The sequence below is a fragment of the Ruegeria sp. CF2 genome (genome assembly GCF_056537385.1).
Genome location: NZ_JBQFRL010000003.1, coordinates 33,414 through 60,258, shown reverse-complemented (window position 1 = coordinate 60,258; position 26,845 = coordinate 33,414). Strand labels below are relative to the sequence as shown.

31 protein-coding genes are annotated in these 26,845 nt (G+C 60.5%); 19 read left to right on the top strand and 12 right to left on the bottom strand.

Going from position 1 to position 26,845, the window contains the following annotated elements; all coding sequences use genetic code 11:
- Nucleotides 1–142: 142 nt before the first annotated feature.
- Entirely contained in the window at nucleotides 143–418 is a 276-nt protein-coding gene (locus tag ACR0IR_RS14000; protein WP_170343276.1) for a hypothetical protein, read from the top strand.
- A 144-nt stretch (nucleotides 419–562) separates the two neighbouring features.
- Entirely contained in the window at nucleotides 563–1,894 is a 1,332-nt protein-coding gene (locus tag ACR0IR_RS13995; RefSeq protein ID WP_170365312.1) for an NAD(P)/FAD-dependent oxidoreductase, read from the top strand.
- On the opposite strand, the gene ACR0IR_RS13990 is transcribed toward ACR0IR_RS13995, so the two are convergent.
- Nucleotides 1,895–2,827: an MBL fold metallo-hydrolase gene (locus ACR0IR_RS13990; protein WP_170365310.1), complete on the bottom strand. Its 933-nt coding sequence runs from the start codon at nucleotides 2,825–2,827 to the stop codon at nucleotides 1,895–1,897.
- Nucleotides 2,828–2,942: 115 nt separating this feature from the next.
- Between ACR0IR_RS13990 and ACR0IR_RS13985 the strand changes: the two genes are divergently transcribed.
- Nucleotides 2,943–3,377: a DUF1801 domain-containing protein gene (locus ACR0IR_RS13985; RefSeq protein WP_170365308.1), complete on the top strand. Its 435-nt coding sequence runs from the start codon at nucleotides 2,943–2,945 to the stop codon at nucleotides 3,375–3,377.
- A 74-nt stretch (nucleotides 3,378–3,451) separates the two neighbouring features.
- Nucleotides 3,452–4,777: a glutamate--tRNA ligase gene (gene gltX / locus ACR0IR_RS13980; protein WP_170365306.1), complete on the top strand. Its 1,326-nt coding sequence runs from the start codon at nucleotides 3,452–3,454 to the stop codon at nucleotides 4,775–4,777.
- Nucleotides 4,778–4,848: 71 nt separating this feature from the next.
- Here the strand turns inward: gltX and ACR0IR_RS13975 are convergent, their stop codons facing one another.
- Nucleotides 4,849–5,418, bottom strand: coding sequence for a gamma-glutamylcyclotransferase family protein (locus tag ACR0IR_RS13975; protein WP_170365304.1), 570 nt, complete (start codon nucleotides 5,416–5,418; stop codon nucleotides 4,849–4,851).
- A 97-nt stretch (nucleotides 5,419–5,515) separates the two neighbouring features.
- Between ACR0IR_RS13975 and ACR0IR_RS13970 the strand changes: the two genes are divergently transcribed.
- Complete coding sequence (locus ACR0IR_RS13970) at nucleotides 5,516–5,962, top strand: RrF2 family transcriptional regulator (RefSeq protein ID WP_170360231.1); 447 nt, start codon at nucleotides 5,516–5,518, stop codon at nucleotides 5,960–5,962.
- 2 nt (nucleotides 5,963–5,964) lie between these two features.
- Here the strand turns inward: ACR0IR_RS13970 and ACR0IR_RS13965 are convergent, their stop codons facing one another.
- Together ACR0IR_RS13965 and ACR0IR_RS13960 are read right to left on the bottom strand one after the other, a co-directional pair.
- The gene (locus ACR0IR_RS13965; RefSeq protein ID WP_170365302.1) at nucleotides 5,965–8,490 is read right to left on the bottom strand and encodes an ABC transporter permease; all 2,526 of its coding nucleotides are present in this window, start codon (nucleotides 8,488–8,490) and stop codon (nucleotides 5,965–5,967) included.
- Nucleotides 8,487–9,182 (bottom strand): ABC transporter ATP-binding protein, encoded by a 696-nt coding sequence (locus ACR0IR_RS13960; protein WP_170365300.1) that lies wholly within the window; start codon nucleotides 9,180–9,182, stop codon nucleotides 8,487–8,489. Before ACR0IR_RS13960 ends, ACR0IR_RS13965 begins: the two co-directional genes overlap by 4 nt.
- Nucleotides 9,183–9,231: 49 nt before the next feature.
- Here ACR0IR_RS13960 and ACR0IR_RS13955 point away from each other — a divergent pair, with 49 nt between their 5' ends.
- Nucleotides 9,232–9,873, top strand: a complete 642-nt coding sequence (locus ACR0IR_RS13955) for an arylesterase (protein WP_254441581.1) — start codon at nucleotides 9,232–9,234, stop codon at nucleotides 9,871–9,873.
- A 3-nt stretch (nucleotides 9,874–9,876) separates the two neighbouring features.
- Nucleotides 9,877–10,491 (top strand): SOS response-associated peptidase, encoded by a 615-nt coding sequence (locus tag ACR0IR_RS13950; RefSeq protein ID WP_170365296.1) that lies wholly within the window; start codon nucleotides 9,877–9,879, stop codon nucleotides 10,489–10,491.
- A gap of 8 nt (nucleotides 10,492–10,499) precedes the next feature.
- On the opposite strand, the gene ACR0IR_RS13945 is transcribed toward ACR0IR_RS13950, so the two are convergent.
- The 4 genes from ACR0IR_RS13945 to ettA form a co-directional block, all read right to left on the bottom strand.
- Nucleotides 10,500–11,060 carry a L,D-transpeptidase gene (locus ACR0IR_RS13945; protein WP_170365294.1) on the bottom strand — a complete coding sequence of 187 codons (561 nt, stop codon included), beginning with the start codon at nucleotides 11,058–11,060 and terminating at the stop codon, nucleotides 10,500–10,502.
- A 190-nt stretch (nucleotides 11,061–11,250) separates the two neighbouring features.
- Nucleotides 11,251–11,457, bottom strand: a complete 207-nt coding sequence (locus tag ACR0IR_RS13940; protein ID WP_093963409.1) for a cold-shock protein — start codon at nucleotides 11,455–11,457, stop codon at nucleotides 11,251–11,253.
- A 420-nt stretch (nucleotides 11,458–11,877) separates the two neighbouring features.
- Nucleotides 11,878–12,243: a hypothetical protein gene (locus ACR0IR_RS13935; protein ID WP_170365292.1), complete on the bottom strand. Its 366-nt coding sequence runs from the start codon at nucleotides 12,241–12,243 to the stop codon at nucleotides 11,878–11,880.
- 84 nt (nucleotides 12,244–12,327) lie between these two features.
- On the bottom strand, nucleotides 12,328–13,995 hold the full coding sequence (gene ettA, locus ACR0IR_RS13930; RefSeq protein WP_170343264.1) for an energy-dependent translational throttle protein EttA: 1,668 nt from the start codon (nucleotides 13,993–13,995) through the stop codon (nucleotides 12,328–12,330).
- Nucleotides 13,996–14,131: 136 nt separating this feature from the next.
- Between ettA and ACR0IR_RS13925 the strand changes: the two genes are divergently transcribed.
- From ACR0IR_RS13925 to dacB, 3 genes are all read left to right on the top strand, one after another.
- Nucleotides 14,132–14,602, top strand: a complete 471-nt coding sequence (locus ACR0IR_RS13925) for an MOSC domain-containing protein (RefSeq protein ID WP_170365291.1) — start codon at nucleotides 14,132–14,134, stop codon at nucleotides 14,600–14,602.
- Between the two features lie 32 nt (nucleotides 14,603–14,634).
- Nucleotides 14,635–15,237: a nicotinate-nucleotide adenylyltransferase gene (locus ACR0IR_RS13920; protein ID WP_170365289.1), complete on the top strand. Its 603-nt coding sequence runs from the start codon at nucleotides 14,635–14,637 to the stop codon at nucleotides 15,235–15,237.
- Between the two features lie 84 nt (nucleotides 15,238–15,321).
- Nucleotides 15,322–16,800, top strand: a complete 1,479-nt coding sequence (gene dacB / locus ACR0IR_RS13915; RefSeq protein WP_170365288.1) for a D-alanyl-D-alanine carboxypeptidase/D-alanyl-D-alanine endopeptidase — start codon at nucleotides 15,322–15,324, stop codon at nucleotides 16,798–16,800.
- Between the two features lie 6 nt (nucleotides 16,801–16,806).
- Here the strand turns inward: dacB and ACR0IR_RS13910 are convergent, their stop codons facing one another.
- Nucleotides 16,807–17,229, bottom strand: a complete 423-nt coding sequence (locus ACR0IR_RS13910) for a tellurite resistance TerB family protein (RefSeq protein ID WP_093963405.1) — start codon at nucleotides 17,227–17,229, stop codon at nucleotides 16,807–16,809.
- 265 nt (nucleotides 17,230–17,494) lie between these two features.
- Between ACR0IR_RS13910 and ACR0IR_RS13905 the strand changes: the two genes are divergently transcribed.
- The 3 genes from ACR0IR_RS13905 (at nucleotide 17,495) to ACR0IR_RS13895 (ending at nucleotide 21,947) form a co-directional block, all read left to right on the top strand.
- On the top strand, nucleotides 17,495–19,069 hold the full coding sequence (locus ACR0IR_RS13905) for a lysine--tRNA ligase (RefSeq protein WP_170365286.1): 1,575 nt from the start codon (nucleotides 17,495–17,497) through the stop codon (nucleotides 19,067–19,069).
- A 48-nt stretch (nucleotides 19,070–19,117) separates the two neighbouring features.
- The gene (locus ACR0IR_RS13900) at nucleotides 19,118–19,519 is read left to right on the top strand and encodes a DUF4864 domain-containing protein (RefSeq protein ID WP_170343260.1); all 402 of its coding nucleotides are present in this window, start codon (nucleotides 19,118–19,120) and stop codon (nucleotides 19,517–19,519) included.
- 142 nt (nucleotides 19,520–19,661) lie between these two features.
- Nucleotides 19,662–21,947 (top strand): glycosyl hydrolase family 28-related protein, encoded by a 2,286-nt coding sequence (locus ACR0IR_RS13895; RefSeq protein ID WP_170343259.1) that lies wholly within the window; start codon nucleotides 19,662–19,664, stop codon nucleotides 21,945–21,947.
- Nucleotides 21,948–21,990: 43 nt separating this feature from the next.
- Here ACR0IR_RS13895 and ACR0IR_RS13890 read toward each other — a convergent pair whose 3' ends face one another.
- The gene (locus tag ACR0IR_RS13890) at nucleotides 21,991–22,656 is read right to left on the bottom strand and encodes a hypothetical protein (RefSeq protein WP_170365284.1); all 666 of its coding nucleotides are present in this window, start codon (nucleotides 22,654–22,656) and stop codon (nucleotides 21,991–21,993) included.
- A 139-nt stretch (nucleotides 22,657–22,795) separates the two neighbouring features.
- Here ACR0IR_RS13890 and ACR0IR_RS13885 point away from each other — a divergent pair, with 139 nt between their 5' ends.
- Together ACR0IR_RS13885 and ACR0IR_RS13880 are read left to right on the top strand one after the other, a co-directional pair.
- A complete protein-coding gene (locus ACR0IR_RS13885; RefSeq protein ID WP_093963400.1) occupies nucleotides 22,796–23,116 on the top strand; it encodes an antibiotic biosynthesis monooxygenase family protein in 321 nt (106 codons plus the stop codon).
- Between the two features lie 72 nt (nucleotides 23,117–23,188).
- Nucleotides 23,189–23,596, top strand: coding sequence for a universal stress protein (locus tag ACR0IR_RS13880; RefSeq protein ID WP_093963399.1), 408 nt, complete (start codon nucleotides 23,189–23,191; stop codon nucleotides 23,594–23,596).
- Here ACR0IR_RS13880 and ACR0IR_RS13875 read toward each other — a convergent pair.
- Nucleotides 23,581–24,090, bottom strand: a complete 510-nt coding sequence (locus tag ACR0IR_RS13875; protein ID WP_170365282.1) for a HugZ family pyridoxamine 5'-phosphate oxidase — start codon at nucleotides 24,088–24,090, stop codon at nucleotides 23,581–23,583. The two genes, ACR0IR_RS13880 and ACR0IR_RS13875, sit on opposite strands and share 16 nt — an antisense overlap.
- A 71-nt stretch (nucleotides 24,091–24,161) precedes the next feature.
- Between ACR0IR_RS13875 and ACR0IR_RS13870 the strand changes: the two genes are divergently transcribed.
- From ACR0IR_RS13870 to ACR0IR_RS13855, 4 genes are all read left to right on the top strand, one after another.
- Complete coding sequence (locus ACR0IR_RS13870; RefSeq protein ID WP_170365280.1) at nucleotides 24,162–24,602, top strand: excalibur calcium-binding domain-containing protein; 441 nt, start codon at nucleotides 24,162–24,164, stop codon at nucleotides 24,600–24,602.
- A 160-nt stretch (nucleotides 24,603–24,762) separates the two neighbouring features.
- Nucleotides 24,763–25,053, top strand: a complete 291-nt coding sequence (locus tag ACR0IR_RS13865) for a hypothetical protein (RefSeq protein WP_170365278.1) — start codon at nucleotides 24,763–24,765, stop codon at nucleotides 25,051–25,053.
- A gap of 27 nt (nucleotides 25,054–25,080) precedes the next feature.
- Nucleotides 25,081–25,638: a lysozyme gene (locus ACR0IR_RS13860; protein WP_170360269.1), complete on the top strand. Its 558-nt coding sequence runs from the start codon at nucleotides 25,081–25,083 to the stop codon at nucleotides 25,636–25,638.
- A gap of 56 nt (nucleotides 25,639–25,694) precedes the next feature.
- On the top strand, nucleotides 25,695–26,048 hold the full coding sequence (locus tag ACR0IR_RS13855; protein ID WP_170343255.1) for an MmcQ/YjbR family DNA-binding protein: 354 nt from the start codon (nucleotides 25,695–25,697) through the stop codon (nucleotides 26,046–26,048).
- Here the strand turns inward: ACR0IR_RS13855 and ACR0IR_RS13850 are convergent.
- Nucleotides 26,045–26,752 carry an ORF6N domain-containing protein gene (locus ACR0IR_RS13850; RefSeq protein ID WP_170365277.1) on the bottom strand — a complete coding sequence of 236 codons (708 nt, stop codon included), beginning with the start codon at nucleotides 26,750–26,752 and terminating at the stop codon, nucleotides 26,045–26,047. The genes ACR0IR_RS13855 and ACR0IR_RS13850 overlap by 4 nt on opposite strands.
- Nucleotides 26,753–26,845 lie beyond the last annotated feature (93 nt).

Below are 26,845 nucleotides of genomic sequence, written 5' to 3'. Positions count from 1 at the left end.
TTAGGACCGATCTTGCCACATATTTTGAAAGATCGGCGCGCGGGGGCCGGGCATTGATCTGTCGGCCGAAGCGCAGTTGAAGACCAAGTTTTCTGGTGACGCATCCATGGTGGGGTGCCGGTTATAAGGTTTAGGTGGTCCGATGGTTGATGGATATGACAAACCGCTGCATGCGCCGTTGAGGTACAAGACAATGGAGACACCGGCGCGCGAATTGGATGAGGCGCGTCTGGAAGCGGCAATCGCCGGTGTGTTGGCCGAGGCTGATGCAGAGAGCGAGGAGCCGTCCGAGGAGTTTTCAGCCAAACACCCGGAATTGCCCGAGCTTCAACCCGAAGAGACCGAGACAGAGACCCAAAACTCGGGTGTCGCAGCTTTGTTGCGTCAGAAATGGGCCGAGTTCTCGGGCGCGGCCTGAACCGGGTGCCGGTCTAATTGCATTGTGGCGTTTGCATCGACGCCACACAGCCGAACAAAGTGATGCTTTTTCCGTTATTCAGGATTGCCGGGTGACGTTTGCCAAGGCTCGATGAAGCTCGTGTCTGACTAACAAGATCCGTTGATGCCCGGCCCCAAGCCCAACCCTGTTGAATCCGATCTTTGCCTGCCCAAATCCGTTGACGTCGTGATCGTCGGCGGAGGGATTATCGGTGTCTCAACTGCGCTGGAACTGGCGGAACATGGCAATTCCGTCCTCTTGTGTGAAAAGGGCCAGATCGGCGCTGAACAGAGTTCCAGGAACTGGGGCTGGGTTCGCCTGGGGCTGCGCGACCCGCGCGAAATACCGTTGATGACCGAGTCGCTCAGGATCTGGCAATCGCTTGATGAGCGGATCGGGCGCAAAACCGGCTATGTGCAATCCGGCATTCTGTTCGGTGCGCGGACCGACCGGTCCGCAGCTGAAATGGAACGCTGGTTGCGAAACCTCGAGGGCTACCAGACCGGAGCGCGCATGGTTTCCGGATCCGAGTTGGAACAGCACATGCCTGGCCTCAAGACCAAGCTGAAGGCCGCGCTTTTCACGCCGCAGGACGGACGGGCTGAGCCACAATGGGTTGCTCCGGCGTTGGCCGAGGCGGCGCGTGACCAAGGCGCGGTCATCATGACAAATTGCGCGGTACGCTGTCTCGACCTGAAAGCTGGTTGTGTTGCCGGGGTTTACACGGAACGGGGGCGGGTCGCTTGCGATCAAGTGGTTCTGGCCGGGGGGGCTTGGTCTCGGTTGTTTGCCGGTAACGAAGGAATCGCCCTGCCACAGCTGAAGGTGCTGAACACGGTTCTGCGGACCTCGCCTGTGGAGCCGGGTCCGGAAACAGCTCTGTGGTCGGATGATTTTGCCATTCGCAAACGCGCCGACGGCGGGTACACGATCGCCTCGGGCCATGAAAACACGGTGGATATCGTTCCTGACAGTTTTCGGTTGGCCGCGAAATTCCTGCCGGCATTCGCGCAGGAATGGAAATCGCTAAGATTCCGCCTGTCGCACCGCTGGACCATTGAGGCGCGTCAGCGCCGGTCATGGGCGCCCACCGACGTAACCCCGTTCGAACTCTGTCGGATACTGGACCCCGAGCCGTCGCAAAGGGCGCTCCGCAAGTCATGGGCCAAGGCCCGTCAGGCGCTTCCGGCACTGGTTGGTGCCGAAATCGTGCAGAGCTGGGCAGGGATGATCGATGTGACCCCGGATGCAATCCCGGTCATCTCAAACGTGCAGGAAATCCCGGGACTGGTGATCGCAACCGGATTTTCGGGACATGGATTTGGCATAGGGCCCGGGGCCGGCCGCCTGGTGGCCGATCTGGTGACGAACACAGCGCCTTGTGTGGACCCGGCCGCCTTTCGACTGTCGCGGTTTTCGGACGGTACGAAAGTACGGCCGGACCCGGGGTATTGATCAGCCCATCATCTGATAGCTGACGGGTACAAAGCGGAAGCCTTCGCCGCGCGGCTCGACATAGCCGGCGGCCGGGAAAGGCATGTGGTAGCCGATCATCGGGACCTTGTCGGCGGCCAGCATACCCAACACGTTCCGACGCGATGCGGTGGCCGCTGCCTTGTCCATGTCAAACCGGACTTCCCATTCCGGATGCGCGAAGGACCAGACATAGTGATTGGCAAGATCGGCGGTCAGGATCAGCCGCTGACCGTTGCTTTCGAGATGATAGATCATATGGCCAGGCGTATGCCCGAAGGCCGCCATGGCGGTCACGCCGGATGCGACCTCGCCACCGTCCTCGATGAACGACATCTTTTCAGCCATCGGGGTGACCTTGGCTGCCACAAGGTCGCCGACGCGGTTGCCGGCCTCCTGTGCTGACCAGAAATCATACTCGGCCGCGGCGGTCACATATCGTGCGTTCGGAAAGGTCGCGGCATCGTTGGTCGTCATGCCGCCAATGTGGTCGGGGTGCATGTGGGTCAGGACGACAACGTTGATCGCCTCGGGGCCAACGCCCGCATCGGCCAGAGCCTTCTGGATACCGCCTTGGCCCAATCCCGTGTCAAACAGGATCAGTTCGGATCCGGTATTGACGAGCGTTGGCGTGAAGAAGAACTGGGCAATGTCGGGCGAGATGAAATTGTCGGCCGATACCTTGGCGAACTCCTCGTCTGACGCGCCACCGCCGAAAATCTCTTGGGCGCCGTCTCTCGGCAGGCTGCCATCCAACAGGGTCGTGACCGTGAAATCGCCCAGTTGAAAGCTGCGGGCGACTGTCGAGTTGGCCTTGGTTTCGGCCCCGGCAGCGAGTGACTGTGTCGCGATAGATGCAAAAGGTAACGCAGCGGCGGTGCCCAAAGCGGCCCGGCGGGTCAGTTTCATGGTCATTTCAAAGTCTCCCTGTCAGATTACGTGCGACGAATTAGAACGCTTTCGGATAATTGCCACTTTCCACTCTACCATATGGGCTGCGCGCTGGCCGAACGCATGTTAAATCTTGTTCATGTCCCGCTCAGGAAACAAAACCGTTCCGACCGATCAAAGCGTCCAGGAATTTTTGGCGGCGATCCTGCCAGCCGCGCGCGCTGTGGAGGCGCAGAGGCTGAACACCCTGTTTGAAACCGTCACCGGGTTTCGGCCAGTCATGTGGGGGCCATCCATCGTTGGATACGGGCGGTATGACTACCGCTACAAGTCCGGGCGGGAAGGCACGTTTCTGGCCACCGGGTTCTCCCCACGCAAGGGCGCGTTTTCGATCTATATCATGCCGGGCTACTCCGATTTCGGCAGTATTCTGGCGCGCCTGGGCAAGCACAAGACCGGCAAATCATGTCTGTACGTGAACAAGCTGTCGGACATTGACGAGGACGTGTTGGCCGAATTGATCCGCGCAGGGTTGGATGATCTGTCATCACGTTGGCCCATCAAGTCCGAGTAAACGGCAAGCATTCGCACCGCCTTCTGGACAAAAACGCGCTCATGTGACATGAGCCGCGCCAACAGGAGACATCCATGACAACCACCCGTTTTGCCCCTTCGCCCACCGGTTATATTCATGTGGGCAACCTGCGCACCGCGCTGATGAACTATCTGATCGCCCGCAAGGCCGGCGGCACGTTCATCCTGCGTATCGACGACACCGACCCCGAGCGGTCGAAGAAAGAATATGTTGATGCGATCAAGCAGGATCTCGAGTGGCTGGGTCTGCACTGGGATCGGGTCGAACGGCAGTCGGACCGGCTGGACCGCTATGCGGAAGCCGCCGACAAGCTGCGCGAGATCGGCCGGTTCTACGAAGCCTTTGAGACCCCGACCGAGCTGGACCTCAAGCGCAAGAAGCAGCTGAACATGGGCAAGCCGCCGGTCTATGACCGCGCCGCCCTGAACCTGTCGGAGGCTGAGAAAGAGGCGCTGCGGTCTGAACGCGGCAACGGCGTGTGGCGGTTTAAGCTGGATCATGAGCGCATCGAGTGGACGGACGGCATTCTGGGTGACGTGTCGATCGACGCGGCCTCGGTGTCGGATCCGGTGCTGATCCGCGGCGACGGGCAGGTGCTGTACACGCTGGCCTCGGTGGTGGACGACACCGAGATGGGCGTGACCGACGTGGTGCGCGGCGCCGACCACGTGACCAACACAGCGACCCAGATTCAGATCATCAAGGCGCTGGGCGGAACCGTCCCGCGTTTTGCCCATCACTCGTTGCTGACCGGCCCGCAGGGTGAGGCGCTGTCCAAGCGTCTTGGAACGCTGGCGCTGCGCGATCTCCGCGAACAAGGCGTGGAGCCGATGGCGCTGCTGAGCTTGATGGCGCGGTTGGGGTCTTCGGATCCGGTGGAGCTGCGCAGTGACATGGCCGGGTTGATCGAAGGTTTCGACGTGACCCGGTTCGGGTCGGCGCCGACCAAGTTCGACGTTCAGGACCTGTTTCCGCTGACGGCCCGATATCTGCAGACGCTGCCGCTCGAGAAGGTTGCCGACGCGGTGGCCGCGGCCGGTGTACCCGATGAACTGGCCGAGCCGTTCTGGATGATGGCGCGCGAGAACATCACGACGCTGAAAGACCTGAAAGGCTGGTGGGAGCTGTGCCGCGACGGGGCCGAGCCGCTGATCGACGACGAAGACCGCGAATTCGTCGCGCAGGCGATGGAACTGCTGCCCGAGGGGCCGTTTGACGGCGAGACTTGGGGCAAGTGGACCGCGGCAGTGAAAGAGGCGACTGGCCGCAAGGGCAAGGGCCTGTTCATGCCGTTGCGCAAGGCGCTGACCGGAATGGAGCGTGGCCCCGAGATGGCGACCTTTCTGCCGTTGCTGCAGGTCGTGCGGGCGCGAAAATAAGACACCGCGGAGCGGTGTCGCCTTCGATCTGAACAAGAACCAGAGGCGGGTGCTGCAGGCGCCCGCCTTTTTCACGCGGTCTGAACGATCCGGGCCGAGACCCGGGACAGGTGCTCATCGACCAAGGCTGTTTCGTCGGGGTGAAGCTGTTGGTGGCGCGGATAACGCGGCGCGTTCCGGTCATTCAGGATCGGCGCGTCCCACCCGTCGGTCGTGGCGAAGAAACGCTCGACACCCGGCAAGCCGAATGCGCGCAAATACCCCTGCACCACAACGTCCACATAGCTGAGCAAAACGGGGTGGCTGTGCGTCGGGTCCTTGCGGTGCTGTTCCGGAACCGCATAGACCGCAATCTCGACCTCTGTCTTCAGAGAATGAGTTATGGCGTGGGTGGCGGGGATCCGATCATAGGCCCACTCCCGTTCATCCAGTGCCGCCCAGTCGTTTTTGGGGACATGTGCGATCATGCCGTCGATCTCGCAGTCGGGATCCGGCACTGCGGTCAAGAAGGCGACCGGACGCAGATCGGTATGCCGCCACGCCCGGCGCCAGCCTCTGAGTCCCGCCGGTCGCGGGTCGGGAAAGTCATGCGTGGCAAGGTTTACGAGGCTGCCATAGCCAAAGAAATAGGGCTCTGCCATGTCGCGTGCTGTCCTTCTTGACGATTGATGTATGTCAAACCGTTTTTTTGCGGCCTGTGCAATAAGGCTGCATCTTGAAATTCGGGGGGAGGATCTGATGCGGATCACCAAACGAACAAATATCGCCGTGCGGCTGTTGATGTATTGCGCTGCACATCCGGACCGGCTCGTTACGAAATCCGAGATTGCGGATGTCTGCAACATCTCGGAAAACCACCTGGCCCAAGTCATCAACCAGCTGGGTCAGCTGGGGTACCTGAGCACGCAGCGCGGTCGCAACGGCGGCATGACTCTGGGTCGGCCGGCGGACCAGATCCGGATCGGATCCGTCTTTCGCCATGTCGAGGGCAGTTTGCCGATCGCCGAGTGTTTTGCGGATGCCGACAACACCTGTCCGTTGACCGATGCCTGCCGCCTGCGTCTGGCGCTGCAGGACGCGGCCGAGGTCTTCTTTGCGTCGCTGGATGAAATATCGTTGGATGCTTTGGTTTGTGACAACGATCCGCTGCTGAAAATTCTGCAACCCGTTACCTGCGTGCGTTGAATTCAATCGCTGGCCCGCAGGACGCGGGCTGGGCTGACGGATAGGGGGCGGAGGGCGAAGAACAGCCCTGCCAGCAGCGTGACGGCCAGCCCGGCAGCGACGATACCCAATGCCGAAGGCCATATCACCGCAAAGCTGGTATCGAAAATGAATGTCGCCACCGCCCAGCCGCCAAGGATGCCGGCCAGCAGCGCCACGCAGCCCGCAGCCGCACCCAGAAGCGCCGAGCGCAAGCCAAAACTGAGAAGTATCCGTCGGCGATCTGCGCCGATCGTCTTGAGGATTGCGGCCTCGTAGCGACGTGCGGGCTCTCCCGCGGCCGCTGCGCCGATCAGGACCAGAAAACCGGTCAGCAAAGAGACACCGGCGCCGTAGGAGGTGGCCGAGGCCAAACCGGCAAGCAGGCCCGAGACACGGTCGATCGCGTCCCGAACCCGGATCGCGGTGATGTTGGGGAACTGGGTCGCAAGGTCTTGAAGGATGGCTGCCTCGGCCTCTTCCTCGGCATAAACCGTTGCAATGAAGCTATGAGGCGCGCCGGCCAGTGCGGACGGATTCATAGACATGATGAATCCCATGCCCGCGTTCGAGAAATCCACCTCGCGCAGCGATGTTATGGTCGCGGTGATATCACGCCCGAGAATGTTCACAGTCAGTTCGTCACCAAGCTTGAGACCCATTTCCTCGGCCTCTTCCGCGGCGAAGCTGATCTGAGGCGGGCCTGAATAGTCCTCTGGCCACCATTCCCCGGCGGTGATGCGGGCGTTTTGTGGCGCGTTGTCCGAATAGGTCATGCCGCGATCGCCTTCCAGAACCCAATGATCGCCCGCAACCTGATGTGCTGGCTGGCCGTTGATCTGCGAGATGATTCCGCGCAGCATTGGTGCGCTTTCTACACGTGTGACACCGGGGTCGTTTTCAAGCCGGCTGCTGAAGCCGGGCATCTGGTCTTTTTGAATGTCCACGAAAAAGTACGACGGCGCCACGTCCGGCAGGTTCCCGGATATCGCATTGCGCAGAGTGCCGTCGATCTGTCCGACCGCAGCCAGAACCGACAGGCCCAATCCCAGAGACAGGACCACCGATGCGGCACCTTCACGGGGGTCGGAAATTGCGGCAAGTGCCCAACGCAACGCCGGGCGGCCACGGGCGCGTGTGGCGGCCCTTTTTGCCACATAGCGGATGCCTTGGGCCGACAGCGCCAACAGCACCAATGCGCCGACAAATCCACCTCCGGTCCAGAGGGTCAGCCAGGGGGATCCGCTGAACCAAGCGGCGGTGGCGATCAGTGTCGCCAGGGCAAGGCCCGTCGCCAACAGGTAAGCGGCGCGGGGCAACCTGCGGGCACTGCTCAGCGCATCGCGGAACAGGGTCGCTGCCCGGACGTCCTCCGCCCGGGCAAGGGGCCACAGGGTGAAAAGCAAGGCGGTCAGCAGGCCATACAATGCCGCCTCGAACAGCGGTTGCGGATAGACAGAGAAAACGGCCGGTACGGGAAGCCGGCTTTCAATCAGGGGTGCCAGGAGAATCGGGGCCAGCCCGCCAAGGGCTACACCAGCGGCGATCCCGACAACCGAAAGAACGCCGATCTGGATCAGATAGGTCTGAAAGATCGTGGCGCGGTCAGCGCCCAGCGTACGCAATGTGGCGATGGTTTCGGTCTTTCGCGCGAGATAGGCGCGTACGGCCGCGGACACGCCGATGCCGCCCACAGCCAGACCGGAGAGACCCACCAGCACCAGGAACGCGCCGAGGCGCGAGACGAATTCGGCAATTCCGGGTGCGCCGTTGCGCGCATCGGTCCAGCGCAGCCCCGAGCCTTGCAGAACGCTCTCGGCCTGTTGCGAGAGTTCTGCGAGGTCGGCTCCGACCGGCAGGTCCATACGGTATTTGGTCGAAAACAGCGTGCCGGGCTGCAATAGGCCCGAGTCTTTCAGATCGGCTGTGCGAACCAATGTGCGCGGGCCCAAGGTGAACCCATCTCCGGCCGCGTCGGGTTCGGATATCAGGGCGGCGGACAGCACAAAGTCCTGCGTGCCCAGTGCAAGACTGTCGCCGATGTCCAGCCCCAGACGCTCGATCAGAACCGGGTCCATCACTGCCCCGGGAAGAGTGGCATTTCCGTCCAACGCCTCGGACAGCGAGATTTCGGGGTCCAGTTGGACGGTGCCGATCAGAGGATAGGCGTCATCGATGGCCTTGACCTGAGTAAGTCCGCGTTGCGGTGCGTCGCTGCGGGTCACGGCCATCGAGCGGAAATCGACGACTTCGGACACGCGATCGGCGTTCTGCTCCATCCATGCGGTTTCTGCTTCGTTTGCGAAGCGGTAGGTCAGCTCGATCTGGGCATCGCCGCCCAGCAAGGCTGCGCCCTCTTGCGCAAGGCCAGTCATGATTGCTTGCCGCACCGATCCAACCGCAGCAATGGCGGCAACCCCCAGGGTCAGACAGGCCAGAAAAACCCGAAAGCCGCGTAAGCCGCCCCTGAGTTCACGTCGGGCCAGGCGCGTCGCCAGGCGCAAGCTCATTCCGCTGCCTCTTGGCTGGCCTCTTCGGTGATGCGGCCGTCGCGCAATCGGACGACCCGGTCGCATCTGCGGGCCAGCGAGTGGCTGTGTGTGACCAGAACCAGCGTTGCCCCGTGCCGGTCACGCAGGCCGAACAGCAAATCTACGATGGCCGCTCCATTCGCCTCATCCAGATTGCCGGTCGGTTCGTCCGCCAACAGGATCCGAGGCCGCGGGGCCGAAGCGCGGGCCAGCGCGACCCGCTGTTGTTCGCCGCCCGACAGTTGCGCCGGGTAGTGATCACGCCGATGCGAAAGCCCCACCGCCGCCAATTCGGCCTCGGCCCGATCGAAGGCATCGCGGTGACCGGCCAGTTCCAGCGGGGTGGCCACGTTTTCAAGCGCCGTCATCGTTGGGATCAGATGGAAATTCTGGAAAACGACGCCCATCGCATCACGACGAAAGCGGGCAAGCGCGTCCTCACTCATCAAGGTCAGGTCCTGCCCCAGTGCGGTGATGCGACCCGCGGTCGTCTGCTCCAGCCCACCCATGAGCATCAACAGCGAGGATTTGCCCGAACCGGATGGGCCGACGAGGCCCAGCGTCTCTCCCTCTTTGACGGTCAGATTGATGTCCCGCAAGATTTCAACGGGTCCGGCATTGCCATCCAGCGACAAAGCGGCATTTTGGAGTGTCAGAACGGGTTCAGTCATAAGTCTTTCCGAAAGGGGCAGTCATTTGGGATATGGAGCGGTCAGGAATTTGCGCAAGGCTCTGGCGGCGGGGCTGTTGTCGCTCTGCGGCATTGCTGCCACAGCCGAGCCGGTGGTCCTGGCCGCTCTCGGAGACTCGCTGACTCAAGGCTACGGCCTTGTTGAGAAGGATGGGTTCGTCCCTCAACTGAACCGGTGGCTGGATGCGCAAGGCGTCGAGGTGAAGATAATCAACGCCGGTGTTTCCGGGGACACAACGGCCGGCGGTGCGGCGCGTGTGGGCTGGACCCTGACACCAGAGGTGGACGGGATGATCGTGGCGCTGGGCGGAAACGACGTTCTTCGTGGGATCGATCCGGCGGTCTCGAAGTCGAATCTGGAAAAAATTCTGACCGAGGCGCAAACGGCCAAGGTTCCGGTTCTGCTGATCGGCATGCAGGCCCCGGGCAATTATGGCGCGGACTACAAACAGGCGTTTGACGCGATGTATCCGGATCTGGCCACCCAGTTCGGCACGCTCTATGCCCCCAGCTTTTTTTCCGGGTTGCAGGCGGATGGCGACCCCGGAGCCGTGCAGACCTACATGCAACCTGACGGGATCCACCCCAATGCGCGCGGCGTTGTGTTGATCGTGGATGAATTGGGACCAGCTGTCCTTGATCTGATCGCCGCCGCAAAACAGCGGCAGTAAACCGTGCCCGGGCGGTTCTTTCTGACGCGGCCGTTTTCCCAGATTTCCGAATTCCTGGGTCGAGAAACTGCTTGGCCGGATGAACAGCCGCGCCAGAACATACAACCCGGTCATGAAGTGATCGTTCTGACTGCTGAAGGCGTCGGGCCCATGCGGTGGGGCATGATCCCCGTAGGGCGCGTCAATGCCCGGGGGCGACCGGTCATGGAAACGATCATCAATGCGCGGTCGGAAACGGTTTTTGACAAATCTGCTTTTCTAGGTGTCGGTCGCGCGGTTGTTCCGGTTGATGGCTGGTACGAGTGGACCGGCGAAAAGCGCCGCAAAACCGCGTGGCGGATTGAATCCGCCGACGGAATCCCCTTGTTGTTTGCCGCGATTACGGACAGATGGATCGCGCCCGGTGGTCAGCATGTCGATCAGTTCGCCGCAGTGACCTGCGAGCCGAACGATGATCTGCGGCCGATCCACCACCGCATGGGTGTCCTGTTGCGGCCCGAAGACGTCCGGACCTGGCTGAACGGATCGGACAGGCAAGCGGCAAGCCTTTGTGTCCCGTGGCCAAACGGAAGACTGAAGATTGAAAAAGCCGAAGGGGTGGATTGGTCGGGGCCTTGACCGCTGCCTTAGACGACGGTGACGACCGTTCCGATCGGGACGCGGTTGTACAGGTCGATCACGTGCTCATTCAGCATTCTGATGCACCCGTTCGACACGGCTCGTCCGATGGTCTGCGGCTGGGTCGTTCCATGGATGCGGAAATACGTGTCGACGCCGTTCTGAAACAGATACAAGGCACGGGCGCCCAGCGGGTTGTCTCCTCCACCGGGCTGGACATAGTCATTGTCCTTGAATTTGGCATAGGCAACGGGGTCCCGCTCGATCATCTCTTCGGTCGGGCGCCAGGTGGGCCATTCCTTTTTCACGTCGATCGTCGCAGTTCCGGTAAATTCCAGCCCGGCCTTGCCGACGCCACAGCCATAACGGATGGCTTTGCGGGGCTCGGTCACGAAATACAGGTAGAACGAACGTGGCGCGACCAACAATTGCCCGGGCAAAAACTGCTTCTTGATCCGAACGATTTGCGGGGTCGGGTCGTATTCGACCGGCTTCTTCTTCGCGTGGGCCGTGCCTGGCACGGCGCTGAGAGCAGCGGCGGAGATCAGAAAATTGCGGCGTGAGAACATGGCAATACTCGGCTAATCAACAAAGAAAACAGGGTAGCAGTCTGTTCAGAATAGCCGATCCGGTCAATTCCCGCGCGGGTTTCACCGGAAAGTGATGTGGTTTTCCTGCCCCACCGGGGCTGGAAAGCGCGATCGGAAACCGCGCAAAAAAATGGGGGCGACGGCCATCCGTCGCCCCCAGAGACCTGATTTAGGCCAGTTCGATGTTGTCGGCGCTTTCGCGACCGTCGCGACCAGCGCGCAGTTCATAGGTGACTTTCTGGTTGTCGGCCAGACCAGTCAAGCCCGAACGTTCGACGGACGAAATGTGCACGAACACGTCTTTGCCGCCCTCTTCGGGTGCGATGAAGCCGAAACCTTTGGTGGTGTTGAACCATTTTACGGTGCCTGCGGGCATATCCGTATCTCCTGTAATAGTGCTGCCCACGGAATTGCGGCAGCCCGGCGTCGTTGTCTGGATCGATAGACTGAACGCCGAAAACGGAGACAGTAGGTCGAAGTAGAATAACGTAAGCTCTTTGCATATGGCACTGAGAGGGCCATATGGCAAGGGTCAGTTGGGCAGAATGTGTTGTGCTTTCAGGGGCCAGCGGGCGTTTTGAACATAAATCCGCCGAACTGAATTCGAATCCGCTACGGACTTTTCGGTGTCAGATTATCGCGTCCCATCCGGGCAGAACGGACACGAATCCATTAGCGGATCGGCCAAGAAATAGGATCGGTCACCTGTCTGATAGTCGACTCCAGTCAATGGCATTCGGACGCCCGAGAGCCCGTATGGGCACAAGCAATCAGCCAGATGCCGGGATGTCGTTTTCTAGATTCGTGCCGAGATGATGTTGAACATCGCGAATGCAGCGATCCACAGGAACACGGTAAAAATCAAGGTCGCAAGTGCCAGGAGAAGCATGCGAAAAAGGTTGCGATTTGGAGTGGTTTTGAGTGCACCCGGTGCAGGTGAATCGTGCCCCCAATCTATCTTAAAGAAATAGCTGTTAGCCCCGTAAACCGTCAGAAGCAGACGAAGACGGGTGGGCGGTGCGCCGCTTACCCTCAATAGATACTCGGTATACTCTTTCTTGAAGTTGAAGAATGGAAACACAGACGCCAAGATCAGCGAAGACACCCACGCCGAAATGCTTGCGAGCACAAAGAAGCCAAGCAACAGTAGCGCTTCCGCCATACCGTTTTCCAACTGTCCATCATCCCGGTGATAGTATGGGCTGATTTCTGCCCACACTATCCATCCGGAGATGTATCAGGGGTGCTACCGCGCAAATTTCTTGTGCTTTAAGCGCTTGGGCTCCAGCGCGTCCGGTCCAAGGCGGCGCTTCTTGTCTTCTTCGTAGTCCTCGAAGTTGCCCTCGAACCATTCCACATGCGCATCGCCCTCGAAGGCCAGGATGTGCGTACAGATCCGGTCGAGGAAGAAACGGTCGTGCGAGATGACCACGGCGCAGCCGGCGAAATCGACCAGCGCGTCTTCCAGCGCGCGCAGGGTTTCTACGTCCAGGTCGTTGGTCGGTTCGTCCAGCAGCAGGACGTTGCCGCCCTCTTTCAGCAGGCGGGCCATGTGGACGCGGTTGCGCTCACCTCCTGACAGCAGCGAGACCTTTTTCTGCTGGTCGCCGCCCTTGAAGTTGAAGGACGAGCAATAGGCGCGGGAATTGACCTGCGCGTCACCCAGTTGGATGATCTCGGCGCCGCCGGTGATCGCCTCCCACACGGTGTCGTTGTCGTTGAGGTCGTCGCGCGACTGATCGACATAGGACAGTTGTACCGTGTCGCCGTATTCAATGGTGCCGGCATCGGGCTTTTCCTGGCCGGTGAGCATCTTGAACAGGGTCGACTTACCGGCGCCGTTGGGGCCGATCACACCGACGATGCCGCCCGGGGGCAGGCTGAAGGACAGGTTCTCGATCAGTTGCTTGTCGCCCATATGCTTGGCCAGCCCGTTGACCTCGATCACCTTGCTGCCCAGGCGCGGGCCGTTGGGGATGACGATCTGTGCGCGGGTCAGCTTTTCGCGCTCGGACTGTTCCGCCAACTCGTTGTAGGCGTTGATCCGGGCCTTGGATTTGGCCTGACGGGCCTTTTGACCCTGACGCATCCATTCCAGTTCGCGTTGCAGGGTCTTCTGCTTGGATTTGTCCTCGCGGGCTTCCTGCTCAAGCCGCTTGGCTTTCTGCTCCAGCCACGAGGAATAGTTGCCCTCGTACGGGATGCCACGGCCGCGGTCCAACTCGAGGATCCAGCCGGTGATGTCATCCAGGAAGTAGCGGTCGTGCGTGACGATCAGGATCGTGCCCTTGTAGTCGATCAGGTGCTGTTGCAGCCAGGCGATGGTCTCGGCGTCCAGGTGGTTGGTCGGTTCGTCCAAGAGCAGCATGTCGGGCGCTTCCAGCAGCAGCTTGCAGAGCGCTACGCGGCGTTTCTCACCGCCCGAGAGGTTGGCGATGTTGGCATCGTCCGGCGGGCAGCGCAGCGCCTCCATCGAAACGTCGATCTGGCTGTCGAGGTCCCACAGGTTTTCCGCGTCGATCGCGTCCTGCAGGGCGGTCATCTCTTCCATCAACTCGTCCGAGTAGTTCTCGGCAATCTCCATCGCGATCTCGTTGAAACGGTCGACCTTGGCCTTTTTCTCGGCCACGCCCAGCATGACGTTTTCACGGACGGTCAGGGATTCGTCCAACTGAGGTTCCTGTGGCAGATAGCCGACCTTTGCGCCCTCGGCGGCCCACGCCTCGCCTGTGAAATCGGTATCGAGGCCGGCCATGATCTTCATCAGGGTCGACTTACCGGCGCCGTTCACGCCGACGACACCGATCTTTACGCCGGGCAGAAAGCTCAGGTGAATGTTTTCAAAGCACTTCTTGCCACCGGGATAGGTCTTTGAGACACCCTGCATGTGGTAGACATATTGATAGGCGGCCATGTCGCGTCCTCTGGGTCGGGGAATTCAGGTTGACCCGCTTGATAGCCAAGCGGGACGGGCGGGGCAAGCTGGTGCTTTGGCGAATTTCTGGCTGGCCTTATGCGCCGGCCTGACCGGACTGGGAAGGATGCTGGGAATGCCGGAACTTGCGCAATTGGTATCAGGTTGGGCCAAGGCCGGGCGGATCGAATGGATCGGCGTCAGACCGGGGCGACGATTGGATATGATCGCACTGGGTCAGGCCATGATCCGGGAAGACGGGGTTGAGGGCGATCGCGGTCGCTCGGGGAAGCGTGCGGTGACCCTGGTTCAGCACGAGCATCTTGCCGCGATCGGCAGCTATTTGGGGCAAGGTCCGGTCGCACCGGACGTGCTGCGGCGCAATCTGGTGGTTTCCGGCATCAATCTGGGCGCTCTCAAAGGGCGCGAGGTTCAAGTCGGCACAGCCATTTTGCGGATCACGGTTATCTGCGCGCCTTGCAGCAGGATGGAAGAGGCGTTGGGCAACGGGGGGTACTCTGCCGTGCGTGGGCATGGCGGCTGGTGTGCCGAAGTGGTGCGATCCGGGGCGGTCGGTTTGGGCGACGCTGTGCAACCTGTTGATTGACAAGGCCGCCGAGTTCTGGACTACAGCAGGGGATGTTAAGAAGCGCGATACCATATGCGCGGCCCGGTCAGGTCGTGGGACTGTTCGGGGGATCGTTCGATCCGCCGCATCAGGGGCATGTGCACGTTACACTGGAGGCGATGAAGGCCTTTGGATTGGATCGGGTCTGGTGGTTGGTGTCGCCGGGGAACCCGCTGAAGTCTCGCGGCCCGGCTCCGATCGATCAGCGAGTTGAGGCTGCACGGTCCATCATGCAGCATCCCAAGGTTGAGGTGACTGACATAGAGGATCTGACCGGCACCCGCGCCACGGCTGACACACTTGCTGCCGTGCGGCGGCTCTATCCGCAGGTTCGGTTCGTTTGGCTGATGGGGGCTGACAACCTGGCCCAGTTTCACAAATGGAAGGACTGGCGGTTGATCATGGACACCGTTCCTGTAGGCGTGGTGGCGCGCCCCGGAGATCGGATTTCGGCGCGCATGTCACCGGCGGCGCGTGTTTATTCCAAATACCGTATTGATGGAACGGCGCGGCATCTTTTGGGGCGGGCCGACGCGCCGGCCTGGTGTTTCGTGAACGTGCCGATGGTCGATGTCAGCTCGACTCAGATACGCTCCAAAGGCGGCTGGACCTGACAGGTGTTGCCTGAACAGCCCCGATGGGCACATAATTCAGTTGCATGGTTGTTTGCCTGTGATCTCTGGGATTTTATTTGACCCATGACTGATCGTATTTCGAGACGTTTCTTTCTGGCCGGCGCCGGTTCGCTTCTGATCCCCACAGCGGGTCTTGCCGGGGCGCCAACGGTCTCGTTGCGGCCTGTTGCCCGTGGCGCCGAGTTGAGCGGTGCCGAACGCATCATTCAGGCGGCGCGATTAAAGGGCGAAGTGGTCTTCGCCGTGGCCGACGTGAAAACCGGCGCGCAACTGGAGGAATTCGGCGGGGCCCGCGGCTTGCCGCCGGCCAGTGTCGCCAAAGCCCTTACCGCGCTATACGCGCTGGACGTTCTGGGGCCGGACCATCGGTTCGAAACAGAGCTGATCGCAGATGGTCCGATTGAAAACGGGATCCTCAAGGGTGATCTTATACTGGTCGGAGGCGGCGATCCGGTATTGGATACCGATGCTCTGGCCACGATGGCCGCCAACCTGCGCAAGGCCGGACTGACCGAGGTTCGTGGGGCGTTCAAAGTGTACAGCGGCGCATTGCCCTATGTATTCAGCATAGACCCCGGTCAGCCAGATCATGTGGGCTATAGCCCTGCGATCAGTGGAATTTCGCTGAACTTCAACCGTGTGCATTTCGAGTGGAAACGCCAAGGGTCCAGCTATGACGTGACCATGGACGCACGCAGTGCCAGTTATACGCCGTCGGTGGACATGGCCGCGATGCGGATCGAAAATCGCAACCTTCCGGTCTACAGCTATCAACCCAGCGCGCGGCAGGACCGCTGGACAGTTGCCAAGGGCGCGCTGGGTAATGGTGGCGCCAGGTGGTTGCCCGTGCGCAAACCGGGCTTGTACGCCGGGGATGTGTTCCGCACTCTAGCCCGGGTGAACGGCATCGTCCTGGGGCGGGTTCAAGTCACACGCGAGGCCCCCAGCGGCACCGTTCTGGTCACGCATCAGAGCGATGAACTGACCAGCATAGTGAAAGGGATGCTGAAATATTCAACCAACCTCACGGCCGAGATGGTGGGGCTGGCTGCGACCGTCGCGCGGGGTAGGCGGCCGCAAACACTGGTAGAGTCCGCGGATGAGATGAATCGCTGGTCGGCTCAGACCTATGGCGCGTCCGGTATTGCAATGGTGGATCATTCGGGGTTGGGCGATGCTTCGCGAATGGTACCGTCTGGTCTGGTCAAAGTTCTGGTGGCCGCTCAGCAGCATGAAACGCTGCGACATCTGTTGAAGCCGTTTACCCTGACCGACGCCAAAGGCCAGCGGATCCAAGGGCACCCGATCAAGGTGGACGCCAAGACCGGGACCTTGAACTTTGTATCTGGCCTGGGCGGGTATCTGACCACCGCCGGAGGATCCGAGTTGGCCTTTGCGATATTCACTGCCGATCTTCCGCATCGGGCGACCATCGCGCGTGAAAGCCGCGAACGCCCTGAAGGCGCGCGCAGCTGGAATCGCAGGTCTCGCAAACTGCAGCAGGCCCTCATCGAGCGCTGGGGCGCGCTTTATGGCAGCTGAATCCGATCAGACGGTGTGACGCGCCCGTGCGCCGCGCTCGATCGCTGCGGCGTGCAGCCGATCGATCTCCAACTCATACCGGATCTCTTCCAGCAGTCGCAGTTCGGTCTCGGCGAGCGAGCCATCGGCAGCGGCGACATCGCAGGCCAGAGCATAGGCCGTTTCGTTCAACCGCTCAGGCAGGTTGTCCCGGATCAGACCAAACAGTGCGTCAAGACCGTCTTCCTGCTCGAACAGGTCAAACACGATCTGCGAAACCCGGCGCATACGGTCGATATCGTAGTCGGCAAACACAGGCAGCATATTCACGGCTGTCTCGATCTTGACCAGTTCGACGGTGCGGATGTTCTCGTCCGAGGCTGAAACGGCCACCATGATGGCCACAAGGCAATCCTGCGGCGACATCGGGTGGGAAACGGGTTGGGTCATGGGGACGTCCTGCGATTGGTATCGTGCCGCACGTTATTGAGGTGTGGCAAAGGGTTCAATATCTTGTTTTCCAATACATACCGATGTCTGCTTGTCTCCTGATCAGAATTTGCCGTGTTTCAGGTCACGAGCAACCGTCTGAAATCGTAGCAGGGGCGGCGTTTCTCGCCTGCGGTCATTGACTCACGCTGCATCTGCACAATAGGAGATGCCGGTCGGTCGCATTGAGCGACCGTCGCTGATTTCCCGATGGAGAACGAACGAAATGTCTGAACTGCGTGAAACCGCCATGACGTCAAAGGCCTGGCCTTTCGAAGAGGCGCGCCGGTTGCTCAAACGCTATCAGAAGTCTCCACCGGAGAAGGGCTTCGTTCTGTTCGAAACGGGATATGGCCCGTCGGGCCTGCCGCATATCGGCACTTTCGGTGAGGTGGCGCGGACCACGATGGTCAAGCGCGCCTTCGAGGCCCTGTCGGACATTCCCACCAAGCTGATCTGCTTTTCGGATGATCTGGACGGGATGCGCAAGGTTCCCAGCAACGTGCCGAACCCCGAGGCCCTTGAAGCCTATCTGCAGCAGCCGCTGACTTCGGTCCCTGACCCGTTCGGCGAGTATCCTAGCTTTGGTGAACACAACAACGCCATGCTGCGTCGTTTTCTGGATACGTTCGGGTTTGAGTACGAGTTCTATTCGGCGCGCGATTTTTATCGTTCGGGTCAGTTCGACGAGATCCTGAAGCGTGCAGTCGAACGATATGACGACATCATGGCCATCATGCTGAAAAGCCTGCGGGAAGAGCGACAGCAGACCTATTCGATCTTCCTGCCGATCCATCCGGAAACGGGCCGGGTCCTCTATGTCCCGATGAAGAAGGTGTGCGCCGAGACCTATACCGTCACCTTCGATGATGAAGATGGCAAGGAGTGGACGCTGCCCGTGACCAGCGGCAATGTGAAGTTGCAGTGGAAGCCGGATTTCGGAGCGCGCTGGGCGGCGTTGGGCGTCGACTTCGAGATGTATGGCAAGGAACATGCGACCAACGAAAAGATCTATGACGCGATCTGCCGGGCGCTGGGCGGCCGTGCCCCCGAGCATTTCTCGTATGAGCTGTTCCTCGATGAAAACGGGCAGAAAATCTCGAAGTCGTCCGGAAACGGAGTGTCGATCGACGAGTGGCTGACCTATGCGCCGACCGAGAGTCTGGCCTATTTCATGTATCAAAAGCCGAAGACGGCAAAGCGGATGCATTTTGACGTCATCCCGAAGGCATATGATGAATACCATCAGCAGTTGCGTGCCTACCCCGGGCAGGATCTGAAGGCTCAGTTGAACAATCCGGTCTGGCACATTCACGGCGGTGACGTGCCGGAATCGACTTTGATCGTACCCTTTGCAATGCTGTTGAACCTCGCGTCGGTTTCAGGTGCCGAGGACAAGGAGACTCTGTGGGGCTTCATCCGCCGCTATGCGCCCGAAGCCACGGCCGAAAGCCACCCGGACCTCGACAAAGCCGCCGGTTTTGCAGTGCGCTACTTCAACGACTTCGTGAAACCGACCCGCAAGCATCGGGCGCCGACGGAGCAAGAGCGCGAGGCGCTTGAAGCCCTGAAGTTCGCGCTTGAAGCCTATGACGGTCCGGTCGAGGACGAAGCTCTGCAATCTGTGGTGTATTCCATCGGCCGCGAGCGCTTTGACCCGATGCGCGGCTGGTTCACAGCCCTTTACGAGGTGTTGTTGGGCGCCAGCCAAGGTCCTCGGTTCGGCGGGTTCATCGCCCTTTATGGCGTCCCCGAAACGATTGCACTGATCGACAAGGCCCTGGCCGGAGACCTGGCCTGATTTGACCACATACTGCATGGGGCTACTTTTCCGGCAGGAGGTGGCCCAATGCGTCGACTTTTGCTTGCAGTTTCCCTGAGTGCCGGTCTGGCAACAGCCGCAGTTGCCCAAAGTGGCGACATCGAAGCCAATATCGCGGCACAGATTGAAGCCTTCAAGGCCGATGACTTCGCCACGGCCTTCACCTTCGCCAGCCCCAACATCCAGACAATGTTCCGCACGCCCGAGAATTTTGGCGCGATGGTGCGCAACGGCTATCCAATGGTCTGGCGCCCGGCTGAGATCCGATTTCTGGAATTGCGGCAGATCTCAGGGTTCTGGTGGCAGAAAGTGATGGTGGTGGATGCGAACGGCCGGGTTCACATCCTGGACTATCAGATGGTCCAGCTGGAAAACGGCTGGAAGATCAACGGGGTGCAGCTGCTTGGCAATTCCGACCCGTCGGCCTGATGCAACACCCACCGTCACGATGATATGAGCGACGGTTAATCCCTTTTCGATACTCAGACCAGCGTGTCCGGGCGGCTTCCGGATCCGGAATTTGGCATGCGCCATAGCCTGAAGAGTGGGCGCGTTTGGGAAAGGGTATTCAATGAACAAGGCAATCACCGACGGCATCGTTTTCACGCCGCCGCAATTCGCGAATGGTCTGGATGTTTGGTCCAGCGGCGATGGCACTCCGGGCTCACCGACCTATGACGGGTCTGGAACGGGAGTGTTCGTGCCTGCAGATGCGGAGTTTGGCGGTTGTCTTGAGATACTGAAGGTCAACGCCACGCAGCAACTGCGGTACATGGGGCAGACGCCGCTTCTGCCGGGCTGCTATTTGCAGATCAAGGCGCGGGTCAAAGCGATCAGCGGGCCATTGCCGCAGGTCCGGATCGCTGGATGGGCCGGAGGGGCCGGCGACGTGCACCTTTCCGGACTGACCGAACAGGGCCCGGCCATCCAGCTGTCGGGCTATGGCGTGGTGCACGAGGTCACCGCCATCGTCGGGATTGGGCAGCGGCCGGGCGTGGACATGCCTTGGGGCATTTCGGCGCTATACGGGCATTTCGGCCTCGATATCGAGGGGGCAAACGGCGCGCTCGTTCGGATCGATGATATCGAAATTACCGATGTCACCGGGGTCTTCTTGCGCGACATGATCAGCCTTGTGGACGTGCGGGACTATGGCGCGTTGGGAGATGGTGTGACCGACGACTCGGCCGCGTTCGAGGCGGCAGACCAAGCCGCGAGAGGTCGCCGCATCTATGTGCCGCAGGGAACCTACCACCTGGCACAGGATGTTGGGCTGGACGCAGAGGTCGACTTTGAGGGCACGGTCACGATGCCTGATGACAAGATGCTTCTTCTGACCAAGAATTTCGATCTGCCGACTTACATCTCCGCCTTCGGCGATGAAGCCCTGGCCTTCAAAAAGGCGTTTCAGGCGCTGTTGAACAACTCGGATCATGAATCGCTGGACCTGGGCGGCCGCAAGATCTCGGTGTCCGAGCCGATCGACATGCAGGCCGCCGTACCCAATCGCGGCAGCTACTCCACTCGCCGCGTGATCCGCAACGGGCAGTTCGACGTCAAGAGCAGCGCCTCATGGGACACCGAGACCTTTACCTCTGTCGCAACATACGATCTGGCGGATCCTTACAAGTTGTCCGGTGTGGCCAACGTGGCCAATATCCCGCTCGGGTCGTTGGTTCAGGGCAGCGGCGTTGGACGTGAGATCTATGTTCGGTCCAAGGATGAAGGTGCCGGTGAGATCACCTTGAACGCACCTATCTATGATGCGGCTGGCACGCAGACATTCACGTTCGTTGCTTTCAAGTACCTGTTGGATTTCTCGGGCTTCAGTGCGCTCCAGAAATTCGCCATGGAAGACATCGAGTTTCAATGCAACGGGCGCTGCAGCGCGATCCGCCTGTCGCCGGGCGGGAACACGTTCGTTTTGAAGAACTGCTTTGTCAGCCGTCCGTTGGATCGCGGCATCACTTCAATCGGGGTGGGGTGCCAGGGCATGTTGATCGACGGTTGCCAGTTCCTGTCCAGTGAAGAGTCTCTGGACGTGCCCGACCGCAGTTCGATTGCCATCAACGCCAATGCCAACGACGTCAAGCTGCGCCACAACCGCGCCGTTCGTTTCCACCACTTCGCGGTTCTGGGCGGAGACAACAACCTGGTTCTGGGCAACCACTTCTTTCAGGGCGACAGCGTGCCGAACGGTGTGCGCAATGCGGGTTTGGTGATGATCGGGGCCTACAACAGTTCTTCGATCGCCGACAATTATATCGACAACTGTTTCATCGAGTGGAGCAATGAGCGCGATGCCGAACCCGACTACACCTCGGGCTATTCCTTCAGCGCCATGAGCATCACCGACAACATCTTCTATTCAAGTGACGTTGCCCCGTGGTTCGCCTATATCGTCGTGCGCCCGCATGGCGTCGGGCATTTTTTGAACGGAATGACGGTCACGGGCAACAAGTTCCGAACGGCGAACGGGTCAATCGACCGCGTGGACAAGGTTGATACAACTTTTGCCGATCTGAATCCTGATCGGCATGTGAATGTCACGTTCGCAGACAACACGTATCACAACGTGACACTCAAGACCGCGAACCCGCTGCGGGTCCGACACGAACAGAATACGGCGGCCTCTGCCTGGACGGTGGACTCGGATGGTGCATTCCCCTTTAGTGGGCAGGCCCGCAGCTGTGACAGCGTCGTCGTGCTGGACGGGCTGAGAACCGCCTTTGGAACTCTGCGCTATACGGCCCCCTATGTTCAGTTGCAGCAAGGGACGAACCAGGACCAGATCAAGTTGCGTTGGTCCGAGGCCTTGAGTGGTGAAGTTTCGGTGATCATGCGGATCGAGGTCTGATCCGTGTCGGCCGGTCGCTTTTGGGGCGGCCGGCGCGCAGCATTCAGAACTCGCGCCACAGCGCGAATCTCAGGCCTGGCCTGTCCCGGGTGGCGTTGCGCTCGACCCCGATTATCCAGGTGTTGGGGCCGCTTTCGGATCGAAACATCGCCGAGGGTCGCGCGCTCCAATAGAGCGGGCGGCCAGGTACATAGGACGTTTCGATCTGGAGCAGGGGATTGACCCGACGGTGCGACGACAAACCCACTGTCAGGTCCAGTTTTCGGATCAGAGCGTCATGGCTTCGGTACTCCAGCGCGGCATCAGCCGCCAGCCAGCCACTGCCATATCGGGCCTGAAATCCTTTGCCCCAAGACAGGGTTGCCTTGTACATCGCCCATGCGCGGGTTTCACGGTGATGCGCGCCGACACCCAACTCGGCCGCCAGACGCCCACCGTTGGAAAATTCGGCAACCGGTAGGCGCGCAAACACCACGGCGTGACCGTAGAGTTCTTGATGCTCTTCCGCGTCCAAACCCAGCGTCAGATTTGGGCGCATTCCCCATTCCCCATAGAGCGAGGACTTGAAGCGGATGCCCTTCCCGGGCTCGGAAAACGCCGTCAGGGCCAACGATGTGAACGAGGCGCCTTCTTCACGAAGCCATGCCCCGGCCAAGGCCGGAGTTGAAAACACAAGGCTTGCACACAGGAAGGCGATCAGGCGGGCCATTGGCGCAGGATCATCAACCTTGGTTAACGGAAGGTTAGCGCTCGGTTCATTTTTCGGAAACTTTTTCGCGCCAGCTCAACGAAAGGCAGGACGTTTGAATAACCTGTGCTAGGCTTGGGTCAGACAAGGGAGATGACCGATGCCGAAGATATCAAAAGACGCCAGTGTTCAGACCGTTATCACCACTTTCGAAATGACCCCCGGAACCTGCCAGGACCTGCTGGAAGCGTTGACCGACGCCTATGCGAACTTCATTTCCAAGCAGCCCGGTTTTGTCGCGGCCGGACTGCATGTCAACGATGCCCAAACCCGCATCGCGAACTATTCGCAGTGGGAGCGGCGGGAGGACTTTCTGGCCATGCTGCGAACGCCTGAAATGCGCGAGCGCAACCGCAAGATCAACGAATTGTGCAAAAGCTTCGAGCCGGTGATGTACGACGTGGCCGAAACATTTGACTGATCCTGACCTGAATCAAGGTCAGAAGACTTTGGCTACTGCTATCTGAACGCGAAACTCAAGGAGACGCCAGCCATGTATCACAATATTCTTGTCCCGATTTCCTTCGATGCCGAGCGTGACACGTCGGGGCCGCTGAAACTGGCCAAACTATTGGCGACGCCAGATGCGAAAGTGACCCTGTTGCATGTTGTCGAGCATATCCCGGACTACGCAATCTCTTACATGCCGGCCGAATACCTGACCGAAGCGCGGCGCGCGATCCAGGATGAGCTGAACATTCTGGCCGCCAAGCTACCGAACGCCAAGGGCGTTGTGGTCGAGGGCCATTCGGGGCGCACGATTCTGGATTGGGCGGAAACCAACAAACCTGACCTGATCATTATGGCGTCGCACCGACCGGGGATGCAGGATCTGTTGCTCGGCTCGACCGCGACACATGTGGTGCGCCACGCCAGTTGCGCAGTTCACGTCGTTCGCTGATTTGATGGCGGGCAAAGGTCTTCGCGTGTCATCTTCCACGCTTTGCCGAACCCGCCATTGAGAAGCCCATCGACAATCTCGAAACGCACAAAACGGAAATCTGCGAAGTCGATATATAGTCCGGCCTTCGGACGCTGTGACAAGTAGCGTGCCCGAAGCGCGGTATGCTCCTCGGTCGCCCGTGGGATCGGGCGCGCCGTGCAGTGCAGGGTCAGCCGGGGATGGGTCAGTGGATCACCTTTGTCAGCGGGCTCGCCGATTAGCAACGCGCAGGCCGGATTTGCCTCCAAAGCGCGTGAGTGCTCCGCCAGATCCGAGATCAGGGTGAGCGGCCATCCAGCACTGTCGGTGGCCAGTGCGATGCGGCTGATCGACGGCAGTCCGTTGTCCGGATGTACCACGGCAAGCGCAGCAAAACGGGCCTGCGTGATAAGATCAAGGGCCAGTTCCCGCGCAGTCTCGTCGACCGGTTGAAATGGGTTTCGCGTGTTCACGTGGCGCCCTCGCTGGATTGCGTCATTCCGATGCCTCGGCTTTGCCACATAGTTGGTGTATCGCCAAGCTTATGAAGCTGAAGACAACCGTATACAACGAACCCGCACCAGATCCGCGCTCGGCACGTCGACAGCGCAAGGCTGATGCCCTGCGCCGACATGCGCTGTCCCCGCTGCGCATTCTGCTGATGGTGCTGGCCCTGCCGCTGACGACGGGGATGATCGCGCTGGGTGTATATCTCCGGACCTCAGACCTGGAGCGGACCGAAGCCGTGATGCACCTTGTGGCGCTGGCTGGTTGCGACGCGGCACGCTCTGTTGGTCTTGGACCGATGCGCGAGGGACAGCTTGGGTACCACAAACGCAACGACCCTGATGGCGACGGGATCGCATGCGAGTCCAGTGTCCGGGCCGCGACGCGGTCGGCTGTGCCGGTCCAGGCTCCTGCGTCCACGCAAAGCGCGGGACCCAAACCGCGGGCTGTCGGAAACGCCAAATTTGTCCGCCCCTGACGGTCCTTGAAGACTCCTATCTTCATGGTTGAACCTTTTCACGCACATGATCGCGTTGCCTGTGTCCCTGCGTGATTTGGGCAGGACGTGGTAGGATCATAACGTCCGCTGGCAGTTTGCCGCGGTTCGGGGTCTGGACCCCATGCGAGGGAGGACAACCATGTTTGCACGCGTTACCCAGTTCAAGATGAAGCCCGGCACCCGCGAGGCCGCCACGGCCCGAATGAACGATCTGAAGGATCAGATCATGGGCATGCCCGGTATGCACTGCTTTACGAATGTGATGAACGAGGACGGCAGCGGCTATGTGATCTCGGTCGTCGAAAGCGAGGCGACATCAAACGCAAACGCCCCCAAGGTTGCCGAGTTGTGGGGCCAGTTTGCCGAGTATCTTGAAGGACCTCCGACGCCGATGGGGTATGATGTCATCGCCCATTGGGAAAAGGGGTGACATCGGCCGCCACCCGGGGATGGCCTGATGCCGTACAAGATCACACCGCGTATTGCCGCTGAGCTTATCTCGCACGAAGCGATCGTGCGCGAGGCCTATCTGGATTCCGTTGATGTCTGGACCTGGAGCGTGGGGATCACGTCGGCCTCGGGCCACACGGTCTGGCCGCGTTATCTGGACAACCCCCAGACCTTGCGGCGCTGTTTTGAAGTGTATGAGTGGGCCATCCGCACCAACTATCTGCCTGCGGTGGAAACGGCCTTTGCCGGCCACGCCCTGACCGAGGCGCAGTTGGGCGCGGCCTTGTCCTTTCACTACAACACCGGGGCCATAGACCGGGCCGTTTGGGTGGGCAGATGGAAGGCCGGGGATGTGGCCGGCGCTCGACGCGCGATCATGTATTGGCGGCGGCCGCCTGAAATACGCCCGCGGCGGCGCAAGGAGCGCGCTCTGTTCTTCGATGGCGTCTGGTCGGGCACGGGCACCGGAACCGAGTACCAGGTGCGAAAACCGTCCTATCGGCCAGACTGGTCCAGCGCGGCGACGGTTCAAATCGGCGACGTTCTGCAAGACCTGTTCGGTTAGGCCCGACAGGTCATGCTTGCTTGCGAAATCCTTGCCGGCCCGTCAGGATCGGCGTCATGACCCGAGACGAATTCAACACCTTCTGCGCCTCTCTCAAGGCCACAAGCCACGTCGTGCAGTGGGGCAACGCGGATGTGTGGAAGGTGGGCGGCAAGGTGTTCGCGATCTGCGGCTGGAACGACGGCACGGACGCCTTTACCTTCAAGGCCACCGACCTGGCCTATGAGGTGCTGCAGGATCAGCCCGGCATCCGGCCCGCGCCCTATCTGGCCTCGCGCGGCATGAAATGGCTGCAGGTTTATGACGAACGCGGGATGAGCGACGCGTCCCTGCGCGACCACATCGTGACGTCCTACGAGATGGTCGTGGCCAAGCTGACGAAAAAGATGCGGGCCGAGCTGGGGCTTTAGCCCTTCATCGCCTGCAGTAGTTCAATCAGCCGCTTGCGGTCATCGTCATCGGCATAGTCGCCTGCGGCCAGCCGTTCGGCGATGCGCAGGCGCAGACGCTCGTGCTGGGTGCGCACCTCTTCGCCTGCGGTTTCGGCCAGCGTTTTCATGATCACCGCCACCGCCTGCTGGCGCTTGGTGGTGGGGTTGGCGATGTAGTCGACCAGGCTCTGCTGCCCGGAATCGAGGATGTTTTCCGCCAGCGCCCGCAACTGCTCGCCATTGGGCAGCAGCGGGGCGGGGGTGCCTTCGGGCGGCAGGATCTCGGGCGCGCTGCGCGGGGTTTCAGCCAGGGCGTTGGCACCGTCGACGAAGGCCTCGGTGATCATCCGGGTGATCTTGATCGCGCGCGGGTCCTTGAACAGGGTCGAGGCGATGGCCACGCCGTAATCGGTATAGACCCACGGGTTGACCCGCCGCCCGCCGCGGCCCTTGGGCTTTGAAATCACATTCCGTGATGTCAAATCGGCCACCTCGGCATCGGTCAGCTGAAAGCGGTAGCCCTCGAACAGGTCGGTGTTGCGCGAGACGGCCTGATTGAAGGCGCTGACGGTTTTTCCGTAGAACCGGGCCAGATCCTCGGCCAGCACCACGCGGGTACCACGCACCCGGTGAATGGCGCTTTGGACCTCATGCGTGGAGGGCAGGTTTTTGGCGTTCGTCATGGCACCCGTTTGGAATCACAATTTGTGATTTCAAACGTGGAGGAGGGAGGGGTCGGGTGGCAAGGGTGGAATATGAACAGGTATAACGCGACT